Below are 18,787 nucleotides of genomic sequence, written 5' to 3' on the forward strand. Positions count from 1 at the left end.
GAATCAAGCAGCATCGTTCGGGTCATCCACTAGAGCAGCAGGAGAATCACCAGACCTGCAGCGATGGCAATCAGCCCAAAAAACCGGATCTGTCCGTCGCGCAGCTGGGCGATCTGCATCATGGCGCGACGCCAGCTTGCGGGAGAGAAAAAGGGGAGCAAGCCCTCCAACATCAGCAGCAGTGCCAATGCTGTCCAGAGGGCTTGCGACCAGTCCATTTAACCGAGGTGTGCGTTCGGGTATCGAGGACCGCGCATCACTGCCTGCCGCGCGTCGCGGTGGCCGTTGGTGCCACCAGGTTCTTGAAGAATTCCGTGGACGATGGATCGATCACCATCACATCGCTCTTCTTGCTGAAGCTCGACTTGTAGGCATCGAGGCTGCGATAGAACTGGGCAAAGTTGGGGTCTCGGCCGAATGCCTCGGCATACACACGGGCAGCCTGCGCATCGCCATCGCCCTTCACCTTCTGCGCATCGCGATAGGCATTGGCAACGATCACGTCGCGCTGCTTGTCTGCGTCGGCACGGATCTTCTCGGCCTCGGCGGCCCCCGTGGAGCGCAGCTCGTTGGCGACCCGCTGGCGCTCCGCCTCCATGCGACCATAGACCGACGCGGTGATGGCCTCCACATAGTCAATACGCGTGATGCGCACGTCGACGATGTCGATACCCCATGGCTTGGCACCGCTGCGAACGGCTTCCAGCACCTCGCGCTTCACATCCGACATCAGCGCATCGCGCTTGGTGGAGAGCAGCTCGCGCACGGTGCGGCGATTCACTTCCTCCTGGAAGGAGTTGCGCACCACGCGGTTCAGCTGCATCGCGCCCGCGGCTTCATCAGGGCCCACATTGCGGATGTAGGCCGATGGGTCGGAAATGCGCCAGCGCACATACCAGTCGATCACCACGCGCTGCTTCTCGGCAGTGAGCATGGACTCCGTATCGGAGCTGTCGAGCGTGAGAAGGCGCTTGTCGATGTAGCGCACATTCTGGAATGGCGGCGGCAGCTTGACATTCAAGCCCGGCTCGGTAATCACTTCCTTGATCTGACCCAGCGCATAGACTACGCCGAACTGGCGTTGATCCACCACGAACAGCATCGAGCTGCCCAGCGCCAGCGCAATCAGCAATGACGTAATCCAAAATCCAATCTTGCTCACGTCTGTCTCCTAGCGCGCGTCACGGTCACGCGAGCGATTCGGGTCGCGATTGCGTGCATCCATAGAGGGTACGGCGGCTGCAGTCGCCGCGGGTGGCGTCGCTGCCGGTGCAGCATCCGCTGCCGAGGCTGCGGCCGTGTTGGAGGCCTGCGAAACCGATTGCATGATCTTGTCCAGCGGCAGGTACAGCAGGTTCGATCCCTTGCTGGAATCGACCACCACCTTGGTGACGTTGGAGTAGATCTGCTGCATCGAGTCGGTGTACATGCGGTCACGCGTGACCTGCGGGGCCTTCTGGTACTCGGTCAGCACGGAGCTGAAGCGTCCCGCATCACCCTGTGCCGTGGCCACGATCTTGGCGTTGTATGCCTCGGCCTCTTCCTTCAGGCGCGAAGCGGAGCCCGCGGCACGCGGCACCACGTCGTTGGCATAGGCCTGCGCCAGGTTCTGCAGGCGCACGCGCTCCTGACCTGCCTTGAGCACGTCGTCGAATGCGGCCTGCACCTGTTCGGGCGGACGCACACCGCCTTGCTGCAGGTTGATGCCGACGATTTCCGCGCCGATCTTGTAGCGGTCGAGGATGCTCTGCATCAGCTCACGCACGCGGGGCGCGATCTGATCGCGTTCGTCCGCAAGCGCCGAGTCCATCTTCATCTTGCCGACGACCTCGCGCACGGCCGTCTCTGCCACCTGCACGATGGTGCCTTCGGGATCACGGCTCTCGAACAGCCAGGCGCGCGCATCGCTCAGGCGATACTGCACCGCGAACTTGATCTCGACGATGTTCTCATCCTCGGTCAGCATGGCCGATTCGCGCAGGCCGGTGCTCTTGATGATGCTGTCGCGGCCCACGTCGGTGGAGCGAATGCGCGTCACATAGACCAGCTCATGCTTCTGGATGGGGTAAGGCAGGCGCCAGTTCAGGCCGGCACCAACGGTCGACTTGTACTTGCCGAACTGCGTGATGACGGCCTGCTGGCCTTCCTGCACGATGAACACGCCGGTGCCCAGCCAGATCACGGCCGCCACGGCCGCAATCACGCCGATGCCAACACCCGCATTCTTCATGCCGGGCTGGAAGCCGCCGTTGTTGTTGCCGTTGTTCGGTCCCTTGCCATTGCCGCCGCCGAACAGGCCGGCGAGCTTGCGGTTGAGGTCACGGAACATTTCGTCCAGGTCCGGCGGCTGGCCGGAATTACCCTGACCACCCCGTTGACGCCCATCGGGCTGCTGGCCATTTTGAGGTGGGCGCGGCTGCTGATTGTCCGAAGGCTGCTGCGAGCCGCCATCGGACTTGTCATCGCCACGACCCCAACGAGGGTCATTCAGATTGAACATCCCGCGTATGCGCTGGGGCAGGCTGGCCCAGCGAAATGCGAAGTTGTCAGGATTCATGTTCACCAGTCTCTTGTTCTCTTAGACGCTTGATGGGTAAGTATTGTGCCAATCAATGTTCATCAGGCTGAAATTCAGCAGCAGGCTCAGGGGACATCGTGTGTTTACCCAACGCCAGCGCACTGCTCACCAGCTCGTCGCGAAGTACCTGCAGGCCTGCGCCATCACGAGCACTCACAAATACGCGCGGCAGCCTGCGGCCATCGATCTCGTACTCGTCGCGCATCCGCACGGGCATCTGCTCCGGCGCGATCGCGTCCAGCTTGTTGAACACCAGCACCTGCGGGATCTCGTCCGCGCCGATTTCCGCCAGCACACGCTGCACCTGGTCGATCTGCTCAGGGAAGTTCGGATTCGAGGCGTCCACCACATGCAGCAACAGGTCGGCCTCGACCGCCTCCTGCAGCGTGGCCTGGAATGCGTCGACCAGGCCGTGCGGCAGGTCGCGGATGAATCCCACGGTATCCGAGAGGGAAATGGAGCCCACCTCCTCTCCCAGGTACATCTGGCGCGTGGTGGTATCGAGCGTCGCGAACAGTTGATCGGCCGCATAGGCACGGGCCTTCACCAGCGCATTGAACAGCGTGGATTTGCCGGCATTGGTATAGCCCACCAGCGAGACACTGAACACTTCGCGGCGCTCGCGCTGGCGACGCTGCGTGTTGCGTTGCTTCTTGACCTTGACCAAGCGCTCCTTGGTGCGCTTGATCGCGTCATTGATCATTCGGCGGTCGAGCTCGATCTGCGTCTCGCCCGGGCCGCCGCGCGCACCGATACCGCCGCGCTGGCGCTCAAGGTGAGACCAGCGACGGACAAGGCGGGTACTGAGGTATTGCAGGCGCGCCAGCTCGATCTGCAACTTGCCTTCATGGCTGCGTGCACGCTGGGCGAAGATTTCAAGGATCAACAGAGTCCGGTCGTTCACCGGGAGCTCCAGCGCACGCTCGAGGTTTCGCTGCTGGGCAGGACTCAGGGCTTGATCGAAGAGAATCTCTCTGGCGCCGTAGGTCTGCGCCAGGAGACGGATTTCCTCCGCCTTGCCGGATCCCACGAACAGCGCGGCATCGGGAGCCTTGCGCTTGCAGGTCAGGCGGGCGACGGGCCGGAGGCCCGCGGTTTCGGCCAGCAGACCGAGTTCTTCAAGCTCCCCATCGAAATGGGGAGCTCCAAAATCGACCCCGACAAGAATGACCGGGGCATTACCTTGTGCAGGGACTGGTGCTTCAACGCTCAAAGTCTAGAGCCTTCAAATAAAAAACTCTCGACCTGACGGCCGAAGAGTGACCGCCATGCAAATGGCGATATTACTGATTGTTGTCAGCTTCTGCGTTTTCCGCCGTGGTGAAGTTCACAGCGCGTCCGGGGACGATGGTGGAGATGGCGTGCTTGTAGACCATCTGGGTCACCGTGTTGCGCAGCAGCACAACGTATTGGTCGAACGATTCGATTTGCCCTTGCAGCTTGATACCGTTGACCAGATAGATCGAAACGGGCACGTGCTCGCGGCGCAGTGCGTTCAGGAAGGGATCTTGTAGAAGTTGGCCTTTATTGCTCACGATATTCTCCGTGTTCTCAGAGCGTTGTTGTAAACCGACACCTTACCACAGCGGCCCAGCCTTACACCATGCAAGGGCTTGAATCGCTGTTGTTTTAGTGCTAGCGCCTAACCGATTATTTATCGGCGTAAGGATTATGTGAGGTCTTCATTTCAATTCGCAAGGGCGTGCCCACAAGATTGAATTCCTTGCGGAAGCGCGCTTCCAGGAATCGCTTGTAGGCGTCCGTCACGTGCTCGAGCGAATTGCCATGGATGACGATGACCGGTGGGTTCATGCCGCCCTGGTGCGCATAGCGCAGCTTGGGACGGTACATGCCGGATTTCTTGGGCGTCTGGAACTGCACTGCCTCCAGCAGCAGGCGCGTGAGCACCGGCGTGGGCATCTTGCATGTCGCCGCCTTGTAGGCCTGCAGGATGGACGTCCACAGCGGACCGATACCCTGGCGCTTGCGGGCCGAGATGTAGTGCATGGGCGCGAACTTCAGGAACGACAGGCGCGTCTCGATCGAGCGCTCCAGCATCTGCCGCTGATAGTCATCCACGGCGTCCCACTTGTTGACGGCCAGCACCACGGCGCGGCCACTCTCCAGAATGTAGCCGGCGATGTGTGCATCCTGATCGGTCACGCCTTGCGTGGCATCGAGCAGCAGCAGCACGACGTGCGCGTTCTCGACCGCCTGCAGCGTCTTGACCACGGAAAACTTTTCGATGGCCTCGAACACCTTGCCCTTGCGGCGCAGGCCGGCGGTGTCGATGAGCTCGAAGCGCTGGCCGAGACGCTCGAAGGGAACCGAGATCGCGTCGCGCGTCGTTCCGGGCATGTCGAATGCGACGAGACGCTCTTCGCCCAGCCAGGTATTGATCAGGGTGGACTTGCCGACGTTCGGGCGACCGGCAACCGCCAGGCGAATCACACCGGACTCGCGGTCCTCCTCCTCATCGTCCGGGTCGGGCAGATTCAGCTGACCGAGCGCCAACTCGACCAGCGGGCGGACGCCCTGGCCGTGCGCAGCGGAGATGGGGTAGACCTCGCCCAGGCCGAGTTCATAGAACTCGGACATGTGCATGCTGTCCTTCATGCCTTCCGCCTTGTTGCCCACCAAGAGGGCGGGCTTGCCAAGGCGGCGCAGGTACTTGGCGATCTCGTGATCCTGCGCCGAGAGACCGGCGCGCACGTCCACCACAAAAATGACCACGTCGGCCTCGGCAACCGCTTGCTGCGTCTGCTTGGCCATCTCGCGGAAGATGCCGGAGGATGCATCCGGCTCGAAGCCGCCAGTGTCGATCACGATGTATTCGTGCTTGCCCTGGCGCCCATTTCCGTAATGCCGGTCGCGTGTCAATCCCGCGAAGTCGGCGACGATGGCGTCACGCGATTTCGTCAATCGATTGAACAAGGTGGACTTGCCCACATTGGGGCGCCCAACCAAAGCAATAACGGGCTTCATGTTGTTTTTCTAGGTTATTCCGGCCTGAAGCCGTAGATTCCACCGTCGCGGGTCACCACGACGAGCGTGCCAGCAACGGCCACGGGGGCTGCTGCGACACCAGATTTGTCCGTAGTCAGACGATTGAGCGGCGAGGCATCCTCGCGCGACAGCATGTGCACGGTGCCGGTCGAATCACCGATCACCACCGAGCGGCCCAGCACCAGCGGAGCGGTCAGCTCGCGATACTGCAGGCGGCTGCTGCTCCACACCTTGGAGCCGTCGCTGCGCTTCCACGCCAGGACGGTTCCGTTGCTTTCGACACCGTAGATGTTCTTGTCGTCACCGTCGATGCCTTCGTTGCCCTTGGCAGTCTGGGTCCAGACCACGCTGCCCCGGCTGGCATCGATGCAGCCGACCGATGTCTGGAAAGCCCGGGCGCACAGATTGTCGCCGATGCGGCTCGTGCGGCCGACGATCTCGACCAGTCGCTCCACATCGTTGGTGCCGCGGGGGCTGGCGAGCGGCGCTTCCCACTGGATCGATCCATTGTCGGGGTTGAAGCCCACCAGGCGACCGGCAAGGCCCGTCACCAGCGTATTGCCGATCGGCAGCAGCACGCCCTGCTGGCGCAGGATGAGCGGCTCGCCCGGACGCTGTTGCGTCCACAGACGCTGGCCGGAGGCTGCGTCATAGGCATAGACCGAGCGGTCGGCCGCCAGCACGAACACGCGGTTGCCTGCCACCAGCGGTGCGGTGAACACCTGGATCGGCAGGCTCTTGCGCCAGATCTCGCGGCCGCCCTCGATGGCGATCAGCTGGTTGTTGCGGCTGACCACCGCGCTCCAGCGGCCATCCGTGCCCACGCCCGCCGACAGCGGAGTGCCGACGTTCAGGCGCCAGACGTCGGCGCCGGTGCGCGCGTCGAGAGCCGCCACTTCGCCGGTATCGGATGCCAGCAGGACGTTGTTGCCGCTCACGCGGGCATCCAGGACCAGGTTCTCGATCTTTCCAATCTTGGCACGCCAGGCCTGTGTCACCGGGATCACCGGCACATTGGGGCCCAGCTCAGCCGGCTTGGGAGCCTTGTTGCCGAAGAACGAGCAACCGCTCAGGGCCAGCACGGAGCACAGCAGGGCACTGCCGACGAGTGCGGTGCGCGATGGAATGGACGACGACAGCTTCTTCAGTTTCACTGGGCACTCCCTGTGGTTTTGGCCGACGCCACCTGCACCGACGAACCGATCGCGTTGAGCTTGGCCTCGATGACGCGGCGGTAGCTGTTGCGCGGGTCGATCGCTGCATGGGCCTTCTGGTATTCGGGGATGGCGGCCTTGGTGTCGCCCTGCAGCACCAGCACATCGGCCTTGCGGTCTGCGAATGCGGCGGCAAATTCGGGTGGCACGCTGCCTTCAAGCTGCTTGAGCGCTTCGGGGTAGGCCTTCTGCTCCATCAGCACGGCCGCGAGGCGCAGGCGTGCGACAGCCTTCTGCCCGTCGTACTTGCCATCCTTGGCCAGCCATTCGAGCGTGGTCTTGGCGCCATCGAGATTCTTGGCGTCCATCATCACCTTGGCTGCCGTCAGGGCGGCCTGGCCGGCCTGGGCGGTCGACGGGTAGCGCGACTTCATGTCGTCGAACGCGTGCTGGATGCGCTGCGGATCATTGGCAATGGCCGCCGCATCCACCTCGTCGAGCAGGCCCGACGCCTGAGCGGCCTGGCGGTTCTGCCAGTAGTTGTAGCCGTTGTAAGCAGCAAAACCGCCGCAGACCACCACCACCGCGGCAGTGATCAGCGTGCCCCAGGTCTTCCAGAAATGCTTGATCTGGTCGATCTGTTCTTGTTCTTCGAGGTCAAAGTGATTGGCCATGATGATGTGTTCCGCTGCTTGTTGTGCTTAACCAGAAATCTTGAGAGTACCCGCCCAGGTGCCGATGGCATCGAGCGACTGTTCGGACTGCCGCCCTTCGCCGTCGCGCATCGACTTCACGGTGACCGCGCCACGCGCCAGTTCATCCGCGCCGAAGACCAGTGCAAAGCGTGCGCCGCTGGCATCCGCCTTCTTGAATTGCGACTTCATGCTGCCCATGCCCTCGCCCGAGGAAGTATGCATCTGCACGCTCACTCCCGCTGCACGCAGCTTCTGGAGTGCTGCGATCACCTGGGGCAGGCTGCCCGCATCGGGCACGATGGCATAGACGTCCGGCACCAGTGCCGGAACCTGGCTGCCCTGCTCCTTGAGCAGCTCCAGCACACGCTCGGCGCCCAGAGCCCAGCCAACGGCCGGCGCAGGCTTGCCGCCGACTTCCTCGATCAGGTAGTCGTAGCGACCGCCGCCGCAGATCGTTCCCTGCGAGCCCAGCTGGGTGGTCACGAACTCGAACACGGTGAGGTTGTAGTAGTCCATGCCGCGAACGAGACGCGGATTCATGGTCCACTTCACGCCGTTGGCGTCGAGGATCGCCTTCACGGTATCGAAATGCTTGAGCGAGGCCTCACCCAGGAAATCGAACAGGCGCGGGGCCGCGTTCACCAGATCCTGCATGGCAGGATTCTTGGTGTCCAGGATGCGCAGCGGGTTGCTGTAGAGGCGGCGACGCGCATCTTCGTCGAGGGCATCGACGTTCTGCTCGAGGTAGGCAATCAGCGCGGAACGATGCGCCTTGCGCTCTTCCGGCTGGCCCAGGCTGTTGAGCTGCAGCTCGACGTTCTGCAGGCCGATCTCTTCCCACAGGCTGTTGGCCAGCAGGATCAGCTCGGCATCCACCTCCGCCCCGGGGAAGCCCAGAGCTTCCGCGCCGACCTGGTGGAACTGGCGATAGCGGCCACGCTGCGGCTTCTCGTGACGGAACATCGGGCCCATGTAATACAGGCGCTTGCCGCCCTCGTACAGCATGGTGTGCTCGACCACCGCACGCACGACACCGGCAGTGGCCTCGGGACGCAGCGTGAGATGTTCTCCATTGAGCTTGTCCTCAAACGAGTACATCTCCTTCTCGACGATATCGGTCACCTCGCCGAGGCCCCGCACGAACAGGGCCGTCGGCTCGACGATGGGCGTGCGCATGTTGCGGTAGGCAAAGCGCTCCATCAGGTTGCGAACCTTCTCTTCCAGCCACTCCCACCTGGCGGATTCTGGCGGGAGGATGTCGTTCATCCCCTTGATGGCCACCAATTTTTGAGTCTTGCTCAACTGAAATACCTTTTGTTGTCTATGGCGCTTCCTGGCGCCTTCGCTGGATCGAAAGACGGGATTTTCGCCTGAATGCGAAAGTGCGCCTCAAAAAAGGATGCGCGATCCCGTCAATCAAGTGTCCGTTTGTTCTCGATTTAATCCCGGTGTGTTCCCGTCAGGCCGCCTTCACCGCGCCGAAACGCTTGGCAATATAGCCTTCCACGATCTGCTGGAACTCCTCTGCTATGCCCTCGCCGCGCAAGGTCATCGCCTTTTCACCATCGATGAAGACCGGCGCCGAGGGTGCCTCGCCGTTGCCCGGCAGGCTGATGCCGATATCGGCATGCTTGCTCTCGCCCGGGCCGTTGACGATGCAGCCCATGACCGCCACCTTGAGCGATTCCACTCCGGGATACTGTCCTCGCCAGATCGGCATCTGGAAACGCAGGAAGTCGTCGATCTGCTTGGCCAGTTCCTGGAACGTGGTGCTGGTCGTGCGACCGCAGCCCGGGCAGGCCGTGACGCTGGGCACGAACATGCGCATGCCGAGGGACTGGAGGATCTCGGAGGCGACCACCACCTCCTGCGTACGGGCCTCGCCCGGCTGGGGCGTGAGCGAGACGCGGATGGTGTCGCCTATGCCTTCCTGCAGCAGCACCGAGAGCGCGGCCGTCGATGCCACCACGCCCTTGGTGCCCATGCCGGCTTCGGTCAGGCCCAGATGCAGCGCATAGTCGCAGCGGCGCGAGAGCGCGCGGTACACCGCGATCAGGTCCTGAACACCGCTCACCTTGCACGAGAGGATGATCTGGTTGCCGTTCAGGCCCATTTCCTCCGCACGCCTGGCCGAATCGATGGCCGAGGTGATCAGCGCCTCGTACATCACCTGTTTCGCATCCCAGGGGGTCGCGCGGCGGCTGTTCTCGTCCATGAGGCTGGCGAGCAGCTCCTGGTCCAGGCTGCCCCAGTTCACGCCGATCCGCACGGCCTTGTCGTAGGCAATGGCCGCCTCGATCATCTGGCCGAACTGCTTGTCGCGCTTGTCGCCCTTGCCCACATTGCCGGGGTTGATGCGGTACTTGGACAGCGCCTTGGCGCAGTCCGGGTAGTCGGTGAGCAGGCGATGGCCGTTGTAGTGGAAATCACCGACCAGCGGGACGTTCTCGCCCATGCGGTCGAGTTGTTCGCGAATATAGGGAACGGCCGCGGCGGCCTCGGGCGTGTTGACGGTGATGCGCACCATCTCGGAGCCGGCGCGTGCCAGTTCCTTCACCTGGATGGCGGTGCCGATGGCATCGACCGTGTCGGTATTGGTCATGGACTGCACGCGCACGGGGGCGTCCCCGCCCACCGTCACGACATGGTCGCCCCACACCACCCTCGCCTGCCGCGACTTGCGGGCGGCAGGCGTGGACATTGCCACGGGTTGTTCAGCAAAGGTCATCTTTACTTCACCTCGAAGCGCGCGACTTTGCCGTGCGCATAGTTGGCCATGGACATGGGCTCGCCACGCACGATCACATCGGTCGCGTCGGGCCGGCCCACCGTCACACTCCATGGGGGTGAGCCCGTCGCCACGACGCTTTCGCCGGCCGCCAGCTCGCGCTGCAGCACCACGCCATTGACGGAACTCACGATCTTGATCCAGGAAGGCGCACGGGTGCGGATCTCCAGCACCTTGGAAGGGTCTCCCGCCGGCAGCGGTGCACTGCCCGCTGGGGCCGGCGCCATGGCAGCGGCCACGGGAGCGCTGGCGCCCGGGTTCGCGGCGGAGGGAAGCGTTGCCACGGTCGCCGCACTCGCTACCTGTGCAGGTGTGGTTGCAGCCGGGGGAGCGGACGTGGTCGCTGGAGATGGAGCCACGGGCTCGGCGCCCGGCTCCACAGCAGCCACGGGCTCCGACACCGCCGTAGCGCCCTGCCCCGCGTCATTCGCCGCCATGGTCGTGCCAGCACGCTCGATGGCAGTCGAAGCCTCCTTGCGTGGCATGAAGGCAACAGCCAACGCACCGATCAGCAAGCCGACAACGGCCACACCGATCCAGCGTGACTTGTTGGAGGATTCGAGCGAGGAGGATTCGGGCTTGAAGCGGCCTGTAGGGTCCTTGAACGAAGCGTTCAGTCCCCGCGTGACATGCAGCGGCTGCGGCGCGCCCGAGGGCAGCAGGGCAAGCACCTGTGCCGCATCCACCTTGAGCGTGCGGGAGACGCTTGCAGCCAGGGCGCGCATGAAGACATTGTCGGGAAACTCGTCATGGCGATCCGCCTCCAGCGCCTCGATCTTGCTCACCGGCACCTTCAGCGCAACCGCCAGAGCGACGGCGTGCACGCCCATGGCCTCGCGTGCCTGGCGCAACAGGGCACCCGCCGTGACGCCTGGAGGGAGACCTTCGTTCACGTTGTCTTCTGGCGCCTGCGCGCCCAGCCCCACCTGCTCACTCATTGAAAGCCCCTCTCTCATAGGCCAGCGACTGTTTGGAATCCGGGAAACGCTTGTGCAACTGGCCTGCCAATTGGCGCACCGAGGCCTGATCGCCCAGCGAGCGCTCGATCTTGATGCCCAGCCACAGCGATTCGGCCGAGGCAAAGCTGCCATTGTTCACACGACGGATGTAGAACTGGGCGCGTCTGGCATCGCCCTTGTTGTATTTGAGCTGCGCCAGCTCGTACCCGATGATTGGGTTGGCGGCATCGAATTCATAGGCCTTCTGCAGGATGGGCTCGGCCTCTTCCGGCTTGCCCGAGCGCACCAGGCAGACGCCCTTGGACATCATGGTCTTGCTGCGGTCCATGTAGGTCGGAACGGCCAGCGCCTTGTCGAACATGTGCTCGGCCTGGGCGTACTGCTGCTTCTGGCACGCGAGCCATCCGAGGTTGTGCATGATGTCCGGATCGCTGGGCCGCATGCCCTGTGCCTTGAGCAGGTTCTCCTCGGCCAGGCCCAGGTCGTTCATCTGCATGTAGATCAGGCCGCGCAGATGGTATGCGTCCGTGAAGGTCGGGTCAGTCGCGAGCGCCTGGCGCGTCTCTTCGAGCGCCACGGAAGCCTGTCCGCGCTGCAGGTAATTGGCGGCCAGTTCCAGGCGGATGCGAGCGCGGCGGCGCACATCGGTTTCGCCACTGGAGGAAATCGTGTCCTTCTCGACCTCGGCACCGGATGCTCCCGCCGATGCACAGCCGCTGAGGCTCATGACCGCGGCGAGCACCGTTGAAGCACCCAGCCCGACCAGGGCTGCACGCCGCCACCCAACGCCCCATCCGTTCATACTGACCCCCTTTGTTCTATTGCACACCTCAAGCCGCTGGCTTGATCTCAATCGTCCTGAGTTTCGCCATGCGCTGTTCGACCCTGGTCCGGTCGCGTACGTCACCGGCCAACTGGCCGCATGCCGCGTCGATGTCATCACCGCGTGTCTTGCGCACGGTGGTGACGATACCCGCATCGGACAGCAATTTCGAGAAAGCAGCCACCTGGCTGGCGCTCGACCGCTTGAGCCCCGACGCCGGGAACGGGTTGAACGGGATCAGGTTGAACTTGCAGGATACGTTGTCTGCACCCTGTCCGCGCACCAGATCGATCAGTTGCCTTGCATGTTCTGCCTGGTCGTTCACGCCATCGAGCATGCAGTATTCGAAGGTGATGAAGTCGCGCGGCGCATGCTCCAGGTAGCGATTGCAGGCCTGCAGCAGCTCCTTGAGCGGGTATTTGCGATTCAGCGGCACCAGGTTGTCACGCAGCGCATCGTTGGGCGCATGCAGCGACACGGCCAGGGCCACCGGGCAGTCCTGGGCCAGCCTGTCCATGAAGGGGACGACGCCCGAGGTGGATACGGTCACCCTGCGGCGCGACAGGCCGTAGCCGTGGTCGTCGAGCATGGTGCGCAGCGCCGGCACCAGCGCCGAGTAGTTCTGCAAGGGTTCACCCATGCCCATCATCACCACATTGGAGATGACGCGTTCATCGGTATTGAAGCGCTTGCGCAGGAAATGCTCTGCATACCAGAGCTGGGCGATGATTTCGCCGGTCGTCAGATTGCGGCTGAAGCCCTGATGCCCCGTCGAGCAAAAGCGGCACCCCACCGCGCAACCGGCCTGCGAGGAGACGCACAACGTGCCGCGGTCATCCTCGGGAATGAAAACGGATTCGACCGCATTGCCATCCCCCACGTCGAACAGCCACTTGATCGTGCCGTCGGCGGAGATGTGCTCGGTCACCACGGGCAACGCCGTGACATGCGCGCAGCCACGCAATTTTTCGCGCAGCGACTTCGCCAGATCGCTCATCTGATCGAAATCACTCGCGCCGCGCTGATGGATCCATCGGAACAACTGCGTGGCGCGGAAACGCTTCTCCCCCAACCCCTCGCAAAAAGCGGTGAGCCCATTCAAGTCAAAGTCGAGAAGATTCGTGGTCATAACAAAACCAGTCCATGTCCACGTGGGAGAAGAGTTTCAAGAATCCAGCTTGCACGGCCCCTGAGAGTCCTCAACGGCCCGTGCAGTTCCCCGATTAACGGGAATAGACGTTCATGCCCGGGAAGAAGAATGCCACTTCCACGGCAGCTGTCTCAGCGGCATCGGAGCCGTGCACGGCGTTGGCGTCGATGCTGTCGGCGAAGTCGGCGCGGATGGTGCCGGGAGCAGCCTTCTTCGGGTCGGTGGCGCCCATCAGCTCACGGTTCTTCAGGATGGCGTTCTCGCCTTCCAGAGCCTGGATCATCACGGGGCCGGAGATCATGAAGTCCACCAGATCCTTGAAGAAAGGACGCTCCTTGTGGACAGCGTAGAACTGCTCGGCTTCCAGGCGCGACAGGTGGGCCATGCGAGCGGCCACGACCTTCAGGCCGGCAGCTTCGAAGCGAGCGTAGATTTGGCCGATCACGTTCTTTGCAACTGCGTCGGGCTTGATGATGGAGAGGGTACGTTCGATAGCCATGAGGATTTCCTGTTGATGTATGGACTTTTTTGTCCAGCGCCTATCTGCACTGATGCATTCCTGCGCGCCGCAAACCGGCCAGGCGCAGATAAAACGCTGTGAAGCAAAACCGGATATTCTAGCTTTTCGCCAATTCCTTGGCGAAGCCGTATTCGATATGGGGGCGCAGCAGCGGGGAAAACCGCCCTGTCATGACGCTGAAACGATGCTTTCGCACAGCATGCGCAGGACACCCGGCCCACGCTGGCTGCACGTCAACGATCGCGGCGACGTCCGCCGGAATTGCGCTGCTGTTGGCGCTGGCGCGAGAAACTGTCCCCTCCGATGTAACCCACCGAGGTCTTCATCGGATCGGGTTGCGAGCCACCACCACTACCACCACCGCCCGCGGGCCTGCCGCGACCGCGCTGGCCGGAGGAGGCATTCTGGCCCGAGCCACGATTACCACCGCTGCGCGGGCTGGTATTGCCTCCGTTGCCCATGGCGCCACGCGGGCCGCTGTTGCGCGGACGGCTGTCACGGCGCTGGCCGGAGCGGCCGCCGCCCTGGTCCTGCGCACGTGTGTCGATCAGGCCGCCTGCGCCAGCCGCCTGCACCAGCGCACGGATGTCGCGCTCGTCGAGTTCGAGGAACGAACCGCGCTTGAGGCCACGCGGCAGCATCATGGCACCGTAGCGGATGCGGATCAGGCGGCTCACGGCGTGGCCGACCGCCTCGAACATGCGGCGCACCTCGCGGTTGCGGCCTTCGGAGATGGTCACGCGATACCACTGGTTCACACCTTCGCCACCGCCATCGTCGATGGAGCCGAAGCTGGCCATGCCGTCCTCAAGCTGCACGCCGGAGAGCAGGCGCTCCTTCTCATCAGGTGTCAGCGCACCCAGCACGCGGACCGCATATTCACGCTCCAGGCCGAAGCGCGGATGCATGAGCTTGTTGGCCAGTTCGCCCGAACTCGTGAACAGCAGCAGTCCCTCGGTATTCAGATCGAGGCGGCCCACCGACTGCCACTTGCCCTGCACCAGGCGCGGCAGCTTGCGGAACACCGTGGGGCGGTTCTGCGGATCGTCGTGGGTGACCACTTCGCCCACAGGCTTGTGATACGCCAGCACGCGCACCGGCGGCGGTTCGATGCGGAAACGGATCGGCTTGCCGTTGATCTTGACCTGATCGCCGAACTGCACGCGCTGACCGATGTGGGCCGGCTCGTTGTTGACAGAAATGCGGCCTTCCAGGATCAGTTGCTCCATCTCGAGGCGAGAGCCTACGCCAGCCTGCGCCAGCACCTTGTGCAGCTTGGGCGTTTCAGCCTGAGGAGGCAGCACGCGCTTGGTGGGGGCAACGGCCTCGTCATCCTCATCACGGTCAAGCTGGCCGGAGACGATGTCGGCAAACTGATAGCCCTCTTCGTCGCCTGCAGCACGCTGCGCATTGCGCGGACCCGGACGGTTCTCGCCGCGGCGCTGGGCGCCCTGTGCGTCGCCACCCTTTTCACGCATCCCGCCGCCTTCGCGTCGCGGCTGGCGATCACGCTTGCGCTGCGAGCCGTCCCCACGCTGGTTTTCGGATACGTCGGCTGCGGGGCTGGCCGCTTCGGCCGACGGTTCCGCCGTTTTCTCGGCGTGATCGGGCGCCTCAGTGGCGGTCACGGCCACGGCATCGGACACGGCCTGCACCGTGGCATCCGCATCCGCCGCTGCCTTGGGCTTGGCGGTGCGAGGGCGACGCGGCTTCTTCGCAGGCACGGCACCATCCGTCTCTGCGGCCGTCACGGGCAGTTCGGCATTCGGCTGTTCGCCGGTATTCTTGGTTGATTCTGTCATGTGTGTTTTTCCGCGTCGTCATCGTCCTCGGAGGCGGGGGGCTCGCCGGATGCATCATCATCCGACGCGCCGGCCTCCTCAACCGATTCCTGTGCTGCAACGCTTTCGCCTTCCTGCGGCGTTTGACCTTCCAGCGTTTGGCTTTCTTCGTGTTCTATAGGTTCTGACCGTTCGGCCCAAGCCTCGACAGGCATGTCGGGCAAGGCCTCTTCTTCCATATCCGTGGCAACCGCTTCTTGCGGCTGCTCCAATTCCTGCAGTGTCTCCGTGGCTTCACCGTCTCCGGTGACTTCTGTTTCCTCGAGCGCCGTCACCGCCACGTCATCGGCATCCCTATCCGCCTCCAGCGCCAGCTCCTGCGATGCACCGAAGAGGTCGTCGCCCGCGACGACGGCAACATCGGGCTGTGCCTCGGGCGCGCCCTCCAGCAGATCGCCCTGAGCCTCGTCGCCTGACACAGCCTCAGCGCCGAGAGCATCCAGCATCGCGGACTGTGCAGCGGGGCTCTCGAGCACCGGCAACTGATCCAGCGACTGCAGCCCCAGGTCGTCCAGGAACTGCCGCGTCGTTGCGAACAGCGATGGCCGCCCGACCGTTTCGCGGTGGCCGATCACCTCCACCCAGCCACGATCCTCGAGCTGCTTGATGATCAGGCTGTTGACCGTGACACCCCGGATGTCCTCGATATCGCCGCGCGTGACCGGCTGCCGATAGGCAATGATGGCCAGCGTCTCCAGCGTGGCACGCGTGTAGCGCGGCGGCTTTTCCGGATGCAGGCGATCAAGGTACTCCCGCATTTCCGGGCGGCTCTGAAAACGCCAGCCGGAAGCCACGGGCACCAGTTCCACGCCACGCTGCGCCCAGTCGAGCTGCAGGTCCGCCAGCAGGTTCTTGATCGTGTCGGCACCCAGCGCATCATCGAACAGCACCCGCAATTCCCGTACGGTCACCGGCTGTTGCGCGCAGATCAATGCGGTTTCAAGGACCCGTTTGGCATCCAGCGTATTCATGGTTCCGCAGTTCCGGAAAAAGATGGCTGACCCAGCGGACAGCGACTCGAAAGAGGAGAACACCAGCGGTGTTGAAACCGCATCAGGCACTATGCCTGAACCCGGCAGCGACCGGGCATCAACGGCATTGTCGGGTCAACAAGCCCCTCTGCACGATACCCGGCGACACGTGGCGGCTTCTTGCAGCCAGCGCGCCCGATCCTCCGCCACATCGATGGCATCACACATGCCTGCCGATGCCGGCCACCGGGGCCCGCGAGGAATCATGCAGAAGTTCCCTGGGCCGCATTGTAGCGCAGGCCCCAGAAATCAAGTGCGGCGCGCATGTCCGCCGGCAGCTCCGAATGGAACACCAGCGCCTCACCCGTCACGGGGTGTGCAAAAGACAGACGGAACGCGTGCAAAGCCTGCCGGGCGATGGCATCGATGCCCGCCCCGCCATAGAGCGCGTCGGCCAGCAAGGGGTGATTGATCGAGGCCATGTGCACGCGAATCTGGTGCGTGCGCCCGGTGTGCAGCGTGCAGCGCACGAGACAGCCGTCAGGGCCGTTTTCCAGCAGATCGATATCGGTCTGCGCCGTCTTGCCGGGATGGCGGTCCAGATCGACCACGGCCATGCGCAGGCGGTTGCGCGGGTCGCGCCCGATCGGGGCATTCACGTGCCGCGTGCCCATGCCCACCCATGGCCGCAAGCCAATGGCCAGGTACTGGCGACTCACCTCGCGCGCGGCGATCATGCGCACCAGCGCATCCATCGCGAGCCGGGAGCGCGCCACCACCATCAGGCCGCTGGTGTCCTTGTCGAGGCGGTGCACGATGCCCGCGCGCGGCAGCGCCTTCGCCTGCTCGTCGCGGCCCAGCAGCGCATTGAGCAACGTGCCGCTCCAGTTGCCCGCGGCCGGGTGAACCACCAGGCCCGCCGGCTTGTTCACCACCAGCAGGTGCTCGTCCTCGTAGACCACGTCGATCGGCAGGTCCTCGGCCTTGAACGCCTGGCTCTGCTGCGTGGGACGCATCTCGATGCGCAGACTGTCTCCGGCCGAGACCTTGGCCGAGGGCTTCACGACTTCGCGGCCATTGATCGCCACCGCTCCCGCGGCCTGCAGTTGCTGCAGATAGTTGCGCGAGAACTCGGGGACGAGATCCGACAGCACCTTGTCGACACGGATCAGGTGCTGGCCGGTGGAGACGATGAAATCGCGTATCTCCAGCTCGGCCGGCGCGTCGCTTTCCGCGCCTTCGACGTCTTCGTCGGCTTCGGCTGAGGCGTGGGCACCGGGAGATGCGGGCAGCCCGGGTTTTTCATCCGGTCCGATGCCGGCGCCTGCACCCGGTTGCGCTGCAACCGGGCTTTTCTTCTTCTGATGAGCCAATGTGGATCAGTTCCGATCGATCAGCGGGAAGGCAGATAGCGCGAGGGATCCACCGGCTTGCCCTGGCGACGAATCTCGAAATGCAGCTTCACGCGATCGGTATCGGTGCTGCCCATCTCGGCGATCTTCTGGCCCTTACGCACGTTCTGGTCTTCCTTGACCAGCAGCGTCTGGTTGTGCGCATAGGCCGTGAGGAAGGTGTTGTTGTGCTTGAGGATGATCAGGTTGCCGTAGCCGCGCAGGCCCGCCCCTGCATAGACCACACGGCCGTCAGCCGCCGCGAGGACCGGATCGCCCGCCTTGCCGCCGATGTCATAGCCCTTGTTGCGAGCCTCGTCGAAACCCGCCAGCAGCGAGCCGCTCGCCGGCCACATGAAGTTCAGGTCGTCACCACCTGCCGCCGCCGGAGCCGGAGTGGGCGCGGGAGCCGGTGCAGGCGCGGGCGTCGCCGCGGGGGTCGATGCGGCTGGCGTGCCGGATGCGGCCGTCTTGGGCGCGCTCGCGCCCGATGCCGGAGTGGCAGGCGTCACGGGGCGGGTCGCCACCGTTTCCGTGGATCCGGACGCAGTCGGGGGCACGACGCGCAGCACCTGGCCCACCTCGATCACATTGGCGTTCTCGAGATTGCTCCAGCGCGCAATATCCTTCCAGCTCTGGCCGTACTCGAGGCCGATGCGGATCAGCGTATCACCGGGCTTGACGGTGTAATAACCAGGCTTGCCCATGTTCTCGTAGCCGGGAAGCGTCTTGGGATCGATGGCGGGAGTTCCCGTCGTCTGCCCTGAGCTCTGGCTGGTTCCTGCTGAGGTTCCACGATCTTCCACGGGAGCCCTGTTCACGGACGTGCTGCCGCAACCCACCAAGAAGACGGTGGCGGACGCAACACAAGCCCAAGCTACAAGACTACGCGACATATTCATAACAACATT

18 protein-coding genes are annotated in these 18,787 nt (G+C 63.7%); all 18 read right to left on the reverse strand.

Annotated elements, in window-relative coordinates; all coding sequences use genetic code 11:
• Positions 1–29: 29 nt before the first annotated feature.
• The 18 genes from H9K76_RS16675 to H9K76_RS16760 all read right to left on the reverse strand — a co-directional run bounded on the left by H9K76_RS16675 (position 30) and on the right by H9K76_RS16760 (position 18,778).
• Positions 30–218, reverse strand: coding sequence for a DUF2065 domain-containing protein (locus H9K76_RS16675; protein WP_187596455.1), 189 nt, complete (start codon positions 216–218; stop codon positions 30–32).
• Positions 219–256: 38 nt separating this feature from the next.
• Positions 257–1,162: a protease modulator HflC gene (gene hflC / locus H9K76_RS16680; protein WP_187596456.1), complete on the reverse strand. Its 906-nt coding sequence runs from the start codon at positions 1,160–1,162 to the stop codon at positions 257–259.
• Between the two features lie 9 nt (positions 1,163–1,171).
• The gene (hflK, locus tag H9K76_RS16685; protein WP_187596457.1) at positions 1,172–2,557 is read right to left on the reverse strand and encodes an FtsH protease activity modulator HflK; all 1,386 of its coding nucleotides are present in this window, start codon (positions 2,555–2,557) and stop codon (positions 1,172–1,174) included.
• A gap of 52 nt (positions 2,558–2,609) precedes the next feature.
• Positions 2,610–3,791: a GTPase HflX gene (gene hflX, locus H9K76_RS16690; protein WP_246475071.1), complete on the reverse strand. Its 1,182-nt coding sequence runs from the start codon at positions 3,789–3,791 to the stop codon at positions 2,610–2,612.
• A gap of 70 nt (positions 3,792–3,861) precedes the next feature.
• The gene (gene hfq / locus H9K76_RS16695; RefSeq protein ID WP_187596458.1) at positions 3,862–4,113 is read right to left on the reverse strand and encodes an RNA chaperone Hfq; all 252 of its coding nucleotides are present in this window, start codon (positions 4,111–4,113) and stop codon (positions 3,862–3,864) included.
• 115 nt (positions 4,114–4,228) lie between these two features.
• Positions 4,229–5,563, reverse strand: coding sequence for a ribosome biogenesis GTPase Der (gene der / locus H9K76_RS16700; protein WP_187596459.1), 1,335 nt, complete (start codon positions 5,561–5,563; stop codon positions 4,229–4,231).
• Positions 5,564–5,577: 14 nt separating this feature from the next.
• A complete protein-coding gene (bamB, locus tag H9K76_RS16705) occupies positions 5,578–6,738 on the reverse strand; it encodes an outer membrane protein assembly factor BamB (protein ID WP_484482091.1) in 1,161 nt (386 codons plus the stop codon).
• A complete protein-coding gene (locus tag H9K76_RS16710) occupies positions 6,735–7,412 on the reverse strand; it encodes a YfgM family protein (RefSeq protein WP_187596460.1) in 678 nt (225 codons plus the stop codon). The genes bamB and H9K76_RS16710 overlap by 4 nt, the downstream gene beginning before the upstream one ends.
• A 27-nt stretch (positions 7,413–7,439) precedes the next feature.
• Positions 7,440–8,699, reverse strand: a complete 1,260-nt coding sequence (hisS, locus tag H9K76_RS16715; RefSeq protein ID WP_223196256.1) for a histidine--tRNA ligase — start codon at positions 8,697–8,699, stop codon at positions 7,440–7,442.
• A 193-nt stretch (positions 8,700–8,892) separates the two neighbouring features.
• Positions 8,893–10,161, reverse strand: a complete 1,269-nt coding sequence (ispG, locus tag H9K76_RS16720) for a flavodoxin-dependent (E)-4-hydroxy-3-methylbut-2-enyl-diphosphate synthase (RefSeq protein ID WP_187596462.1) — start codon at positions 10,159–10,161, stop codon at positions 8,893–8,895.
• A gap of 2 nt (positions 10,162–10,163) precedes the next feature.
• Positions 10,164–11,159 carry a helix-turn-helix domain-containing protein gene (locus tag H9K76_RS16725; RefSeq protein WP_187596463.1) on the reverse strand — a complete coding sequence of 332 codons (996 nt, stop codon included), beginning with the start codon at positions 11,157–11,159 and terminating at the stop codon, positions 10,164–10,166.
• Positions 11,152–11,982 (reverse strand): type IV pilus biogenesis/stability protein PilW, encoded by an 831-nt coding sequence (gene pilW / locus H9K76_RS16730; protein ID WP_246475072.1) that lies wholly within the window; start codon positions 11,980–11,982, stop codon positions 11,152–11,154. Before pilW ends, H9K76_RS16725 begins: the two co-directional genes overlap by 8 nt.
• Positions 11,983–12,010: 28 nt before the next feature.
• The gene (gene rlmN, locus H9K76_RS16735; RefSeq protein WP_187596464.1) at positions 12,011–13,132 is read right to left on the reverse strand and encodes a dual-specificity RNA methyltransferase RlmN; all 1,122 of its coding nucleotides are present in this window, start codon (positions 13,130–13,132) and stop codon (positions 12,011–12,013) included.
• A gap of 94 nt (positions 13,133–13,226) precedes the next feature.
• Positions 13,227–13,652 (reverse strand): nucleoside-diphosphate kinase, encoded by a 426-nt coding sequence (gene ndk / locus H9K76_RS16740; protein WP_187596465.1) that lies wholly within the window; start codon positions 13,650–13,652, stop codon positions 13,227–13,229.
• 254 nt (positions 13,653–13,906) lie between these two features.
• A complete protein-coding gene (locus H9K76_RS16745; protein WP_187596466.1) occupies positions 13,907–15,475 on the reverse strand; it encodes a pseudouridine synthase in 1,569 nt (522 codons plus the stop codon).
• Positions 15,472–16,485, reverse strand: coding sequence for an SMC-Scp complex subunit ScpB (scpB, locus tag H9K76_RS16750; RefSeq protein ID WP_187596467.1), 1,014 nt, complete (start codon positions 16,483–16,485; stop codon positions 15,472–15,474). Before scpB ends, H9K76_RS16745 begins: the two co-directional genes overlap by 4 nt.
• A 263-nt stretch (positions 16,486–16,748) precedes the next feature.
• Positions 16,749–17,858 carry an RluA family pseudouridine synthase gene (locus H9K76_RS16755; RefSeq protein ID WP_425489613.1) on the reverse strand — a complete coding sequence of 370 codons (1,110 nt, stop codon included), beginning with the start codon at positions 17,856–17,858 and terminating at the stop codon, positions 16,749–16,751.
• 20 nt (positions 17,859–17,878) lie between these two features.
• Positions 17,879–18,778, reverse strand: a complete 900-nt coding sequence (locus H9K76_RS16760) for a peptidoglycan DD-metalloendopeptidase family protein (RefSeq protein ID WP_187596468.1) — start codon at positions 18,776–18,778, stop codon at positions 17,879–17,881.
• Positions 18,779–18,787 lie beyond the last annotated feature (9 nt).

This window comes from Diaphorobacter ruginosibacter (assembly GCF_014395975.1).
GTDB lineage: Bacteria > Pseudomonadota > Gammaproteobacteria > Burkholderiales > Burkholderiaceae_C > Diaphorobacter_A > Diaphorobacter_A ruginosibacter.

Bases quoted from the DNA above. Each gene is read 5' to 3' on its own strand.
- H9K76_RS16675 (WP_187596455.1), bottom strand. From the start codon at position 218: ATGGACTGGTCGCAAGCCCTCTGGACAGCATTGGCACTGCTGCTGATG.
- hflK (WP_187596457.1), bottom strand. From the start codon at position 2,557: ATGAATCCTGACAACTTCGCATTTCGCTGGGCCAGCCTGCCCCAGCGC.
- der (WP_187596459.1), bottom strand. From the start codon at position 5,563: ATGAAGCCCGTTATTGCTTTGGTTGGGCGCCCCAATGTGGGCAAGTCC.
- H9K76_RS16710 (WP_187596460.1), bottom strand. From the start codon at position 7,412: ATGGCCAATCACTTTGACCTCGAAGAACAAGAACAGATCGACCAGATC.
- hisS (WP_223196256.1), bottom strand. From the start codon at position 8,699: ATGAACGACATCCTCCCGCCAGAATCCGCCAGGTGGGAGTGGCTGGAA.
- ispG (WP_187596462.1), bottom strand. From the start codon at position 10,161: ATGACCTTTGCTGAACAACCCGTGGCAATGTCCACGCCTGCCGCCCGC.
- H9K76_RS16725 (WP_187596463.1), bottom strand. From the start codon at position 11,159: ATGAGTGAGCAGGTGGGGCTGGGCGCGCAGGCGCCAGAAGACAACGTG.
- pilW (WP_246475072.1), bottom strand. From the start codon at position 11,982: ATGAACGGATGGGGCGTTGGGTGGCGGCGTGCAGCCCTGGTCGGGCTG.
- rlmN (WP_187596464.1), bottom strand. From the start codon at position 13,132: ATGACCACGAATCTTCTCGACTTTGACTTGAATGGGCTCACCGCTTTT.
- ndk (WP_187596465.1), bottom strand. From the start codon at position 13,652: ATGGCTATCGAACGTACCCTCTCCATCATCAAGCCCGACGCAGTTGCA.
- H9K76_RS16745 (WP_187596466.1), bottom strand. From the start codon at position 15,475: ATGACAGAATCAACCAAGAATACCGGCGAACAGCCGAATGCCGAACTG.
- scpB (WP_187596467.1), bottom strand. From the start codon at position 16,485: ATGAATACGCTGGATGCCAAACGGGTCCTTGAAACCGCATTGATCTGC.
- H9K76_RS16760 (WP_187596468.1), bottom strand. From the start codon at position 18,778: ATGAATATGTCGCGTAGTCTTGTAGCTTGGGCTTGTGTTGCGTCCGCC.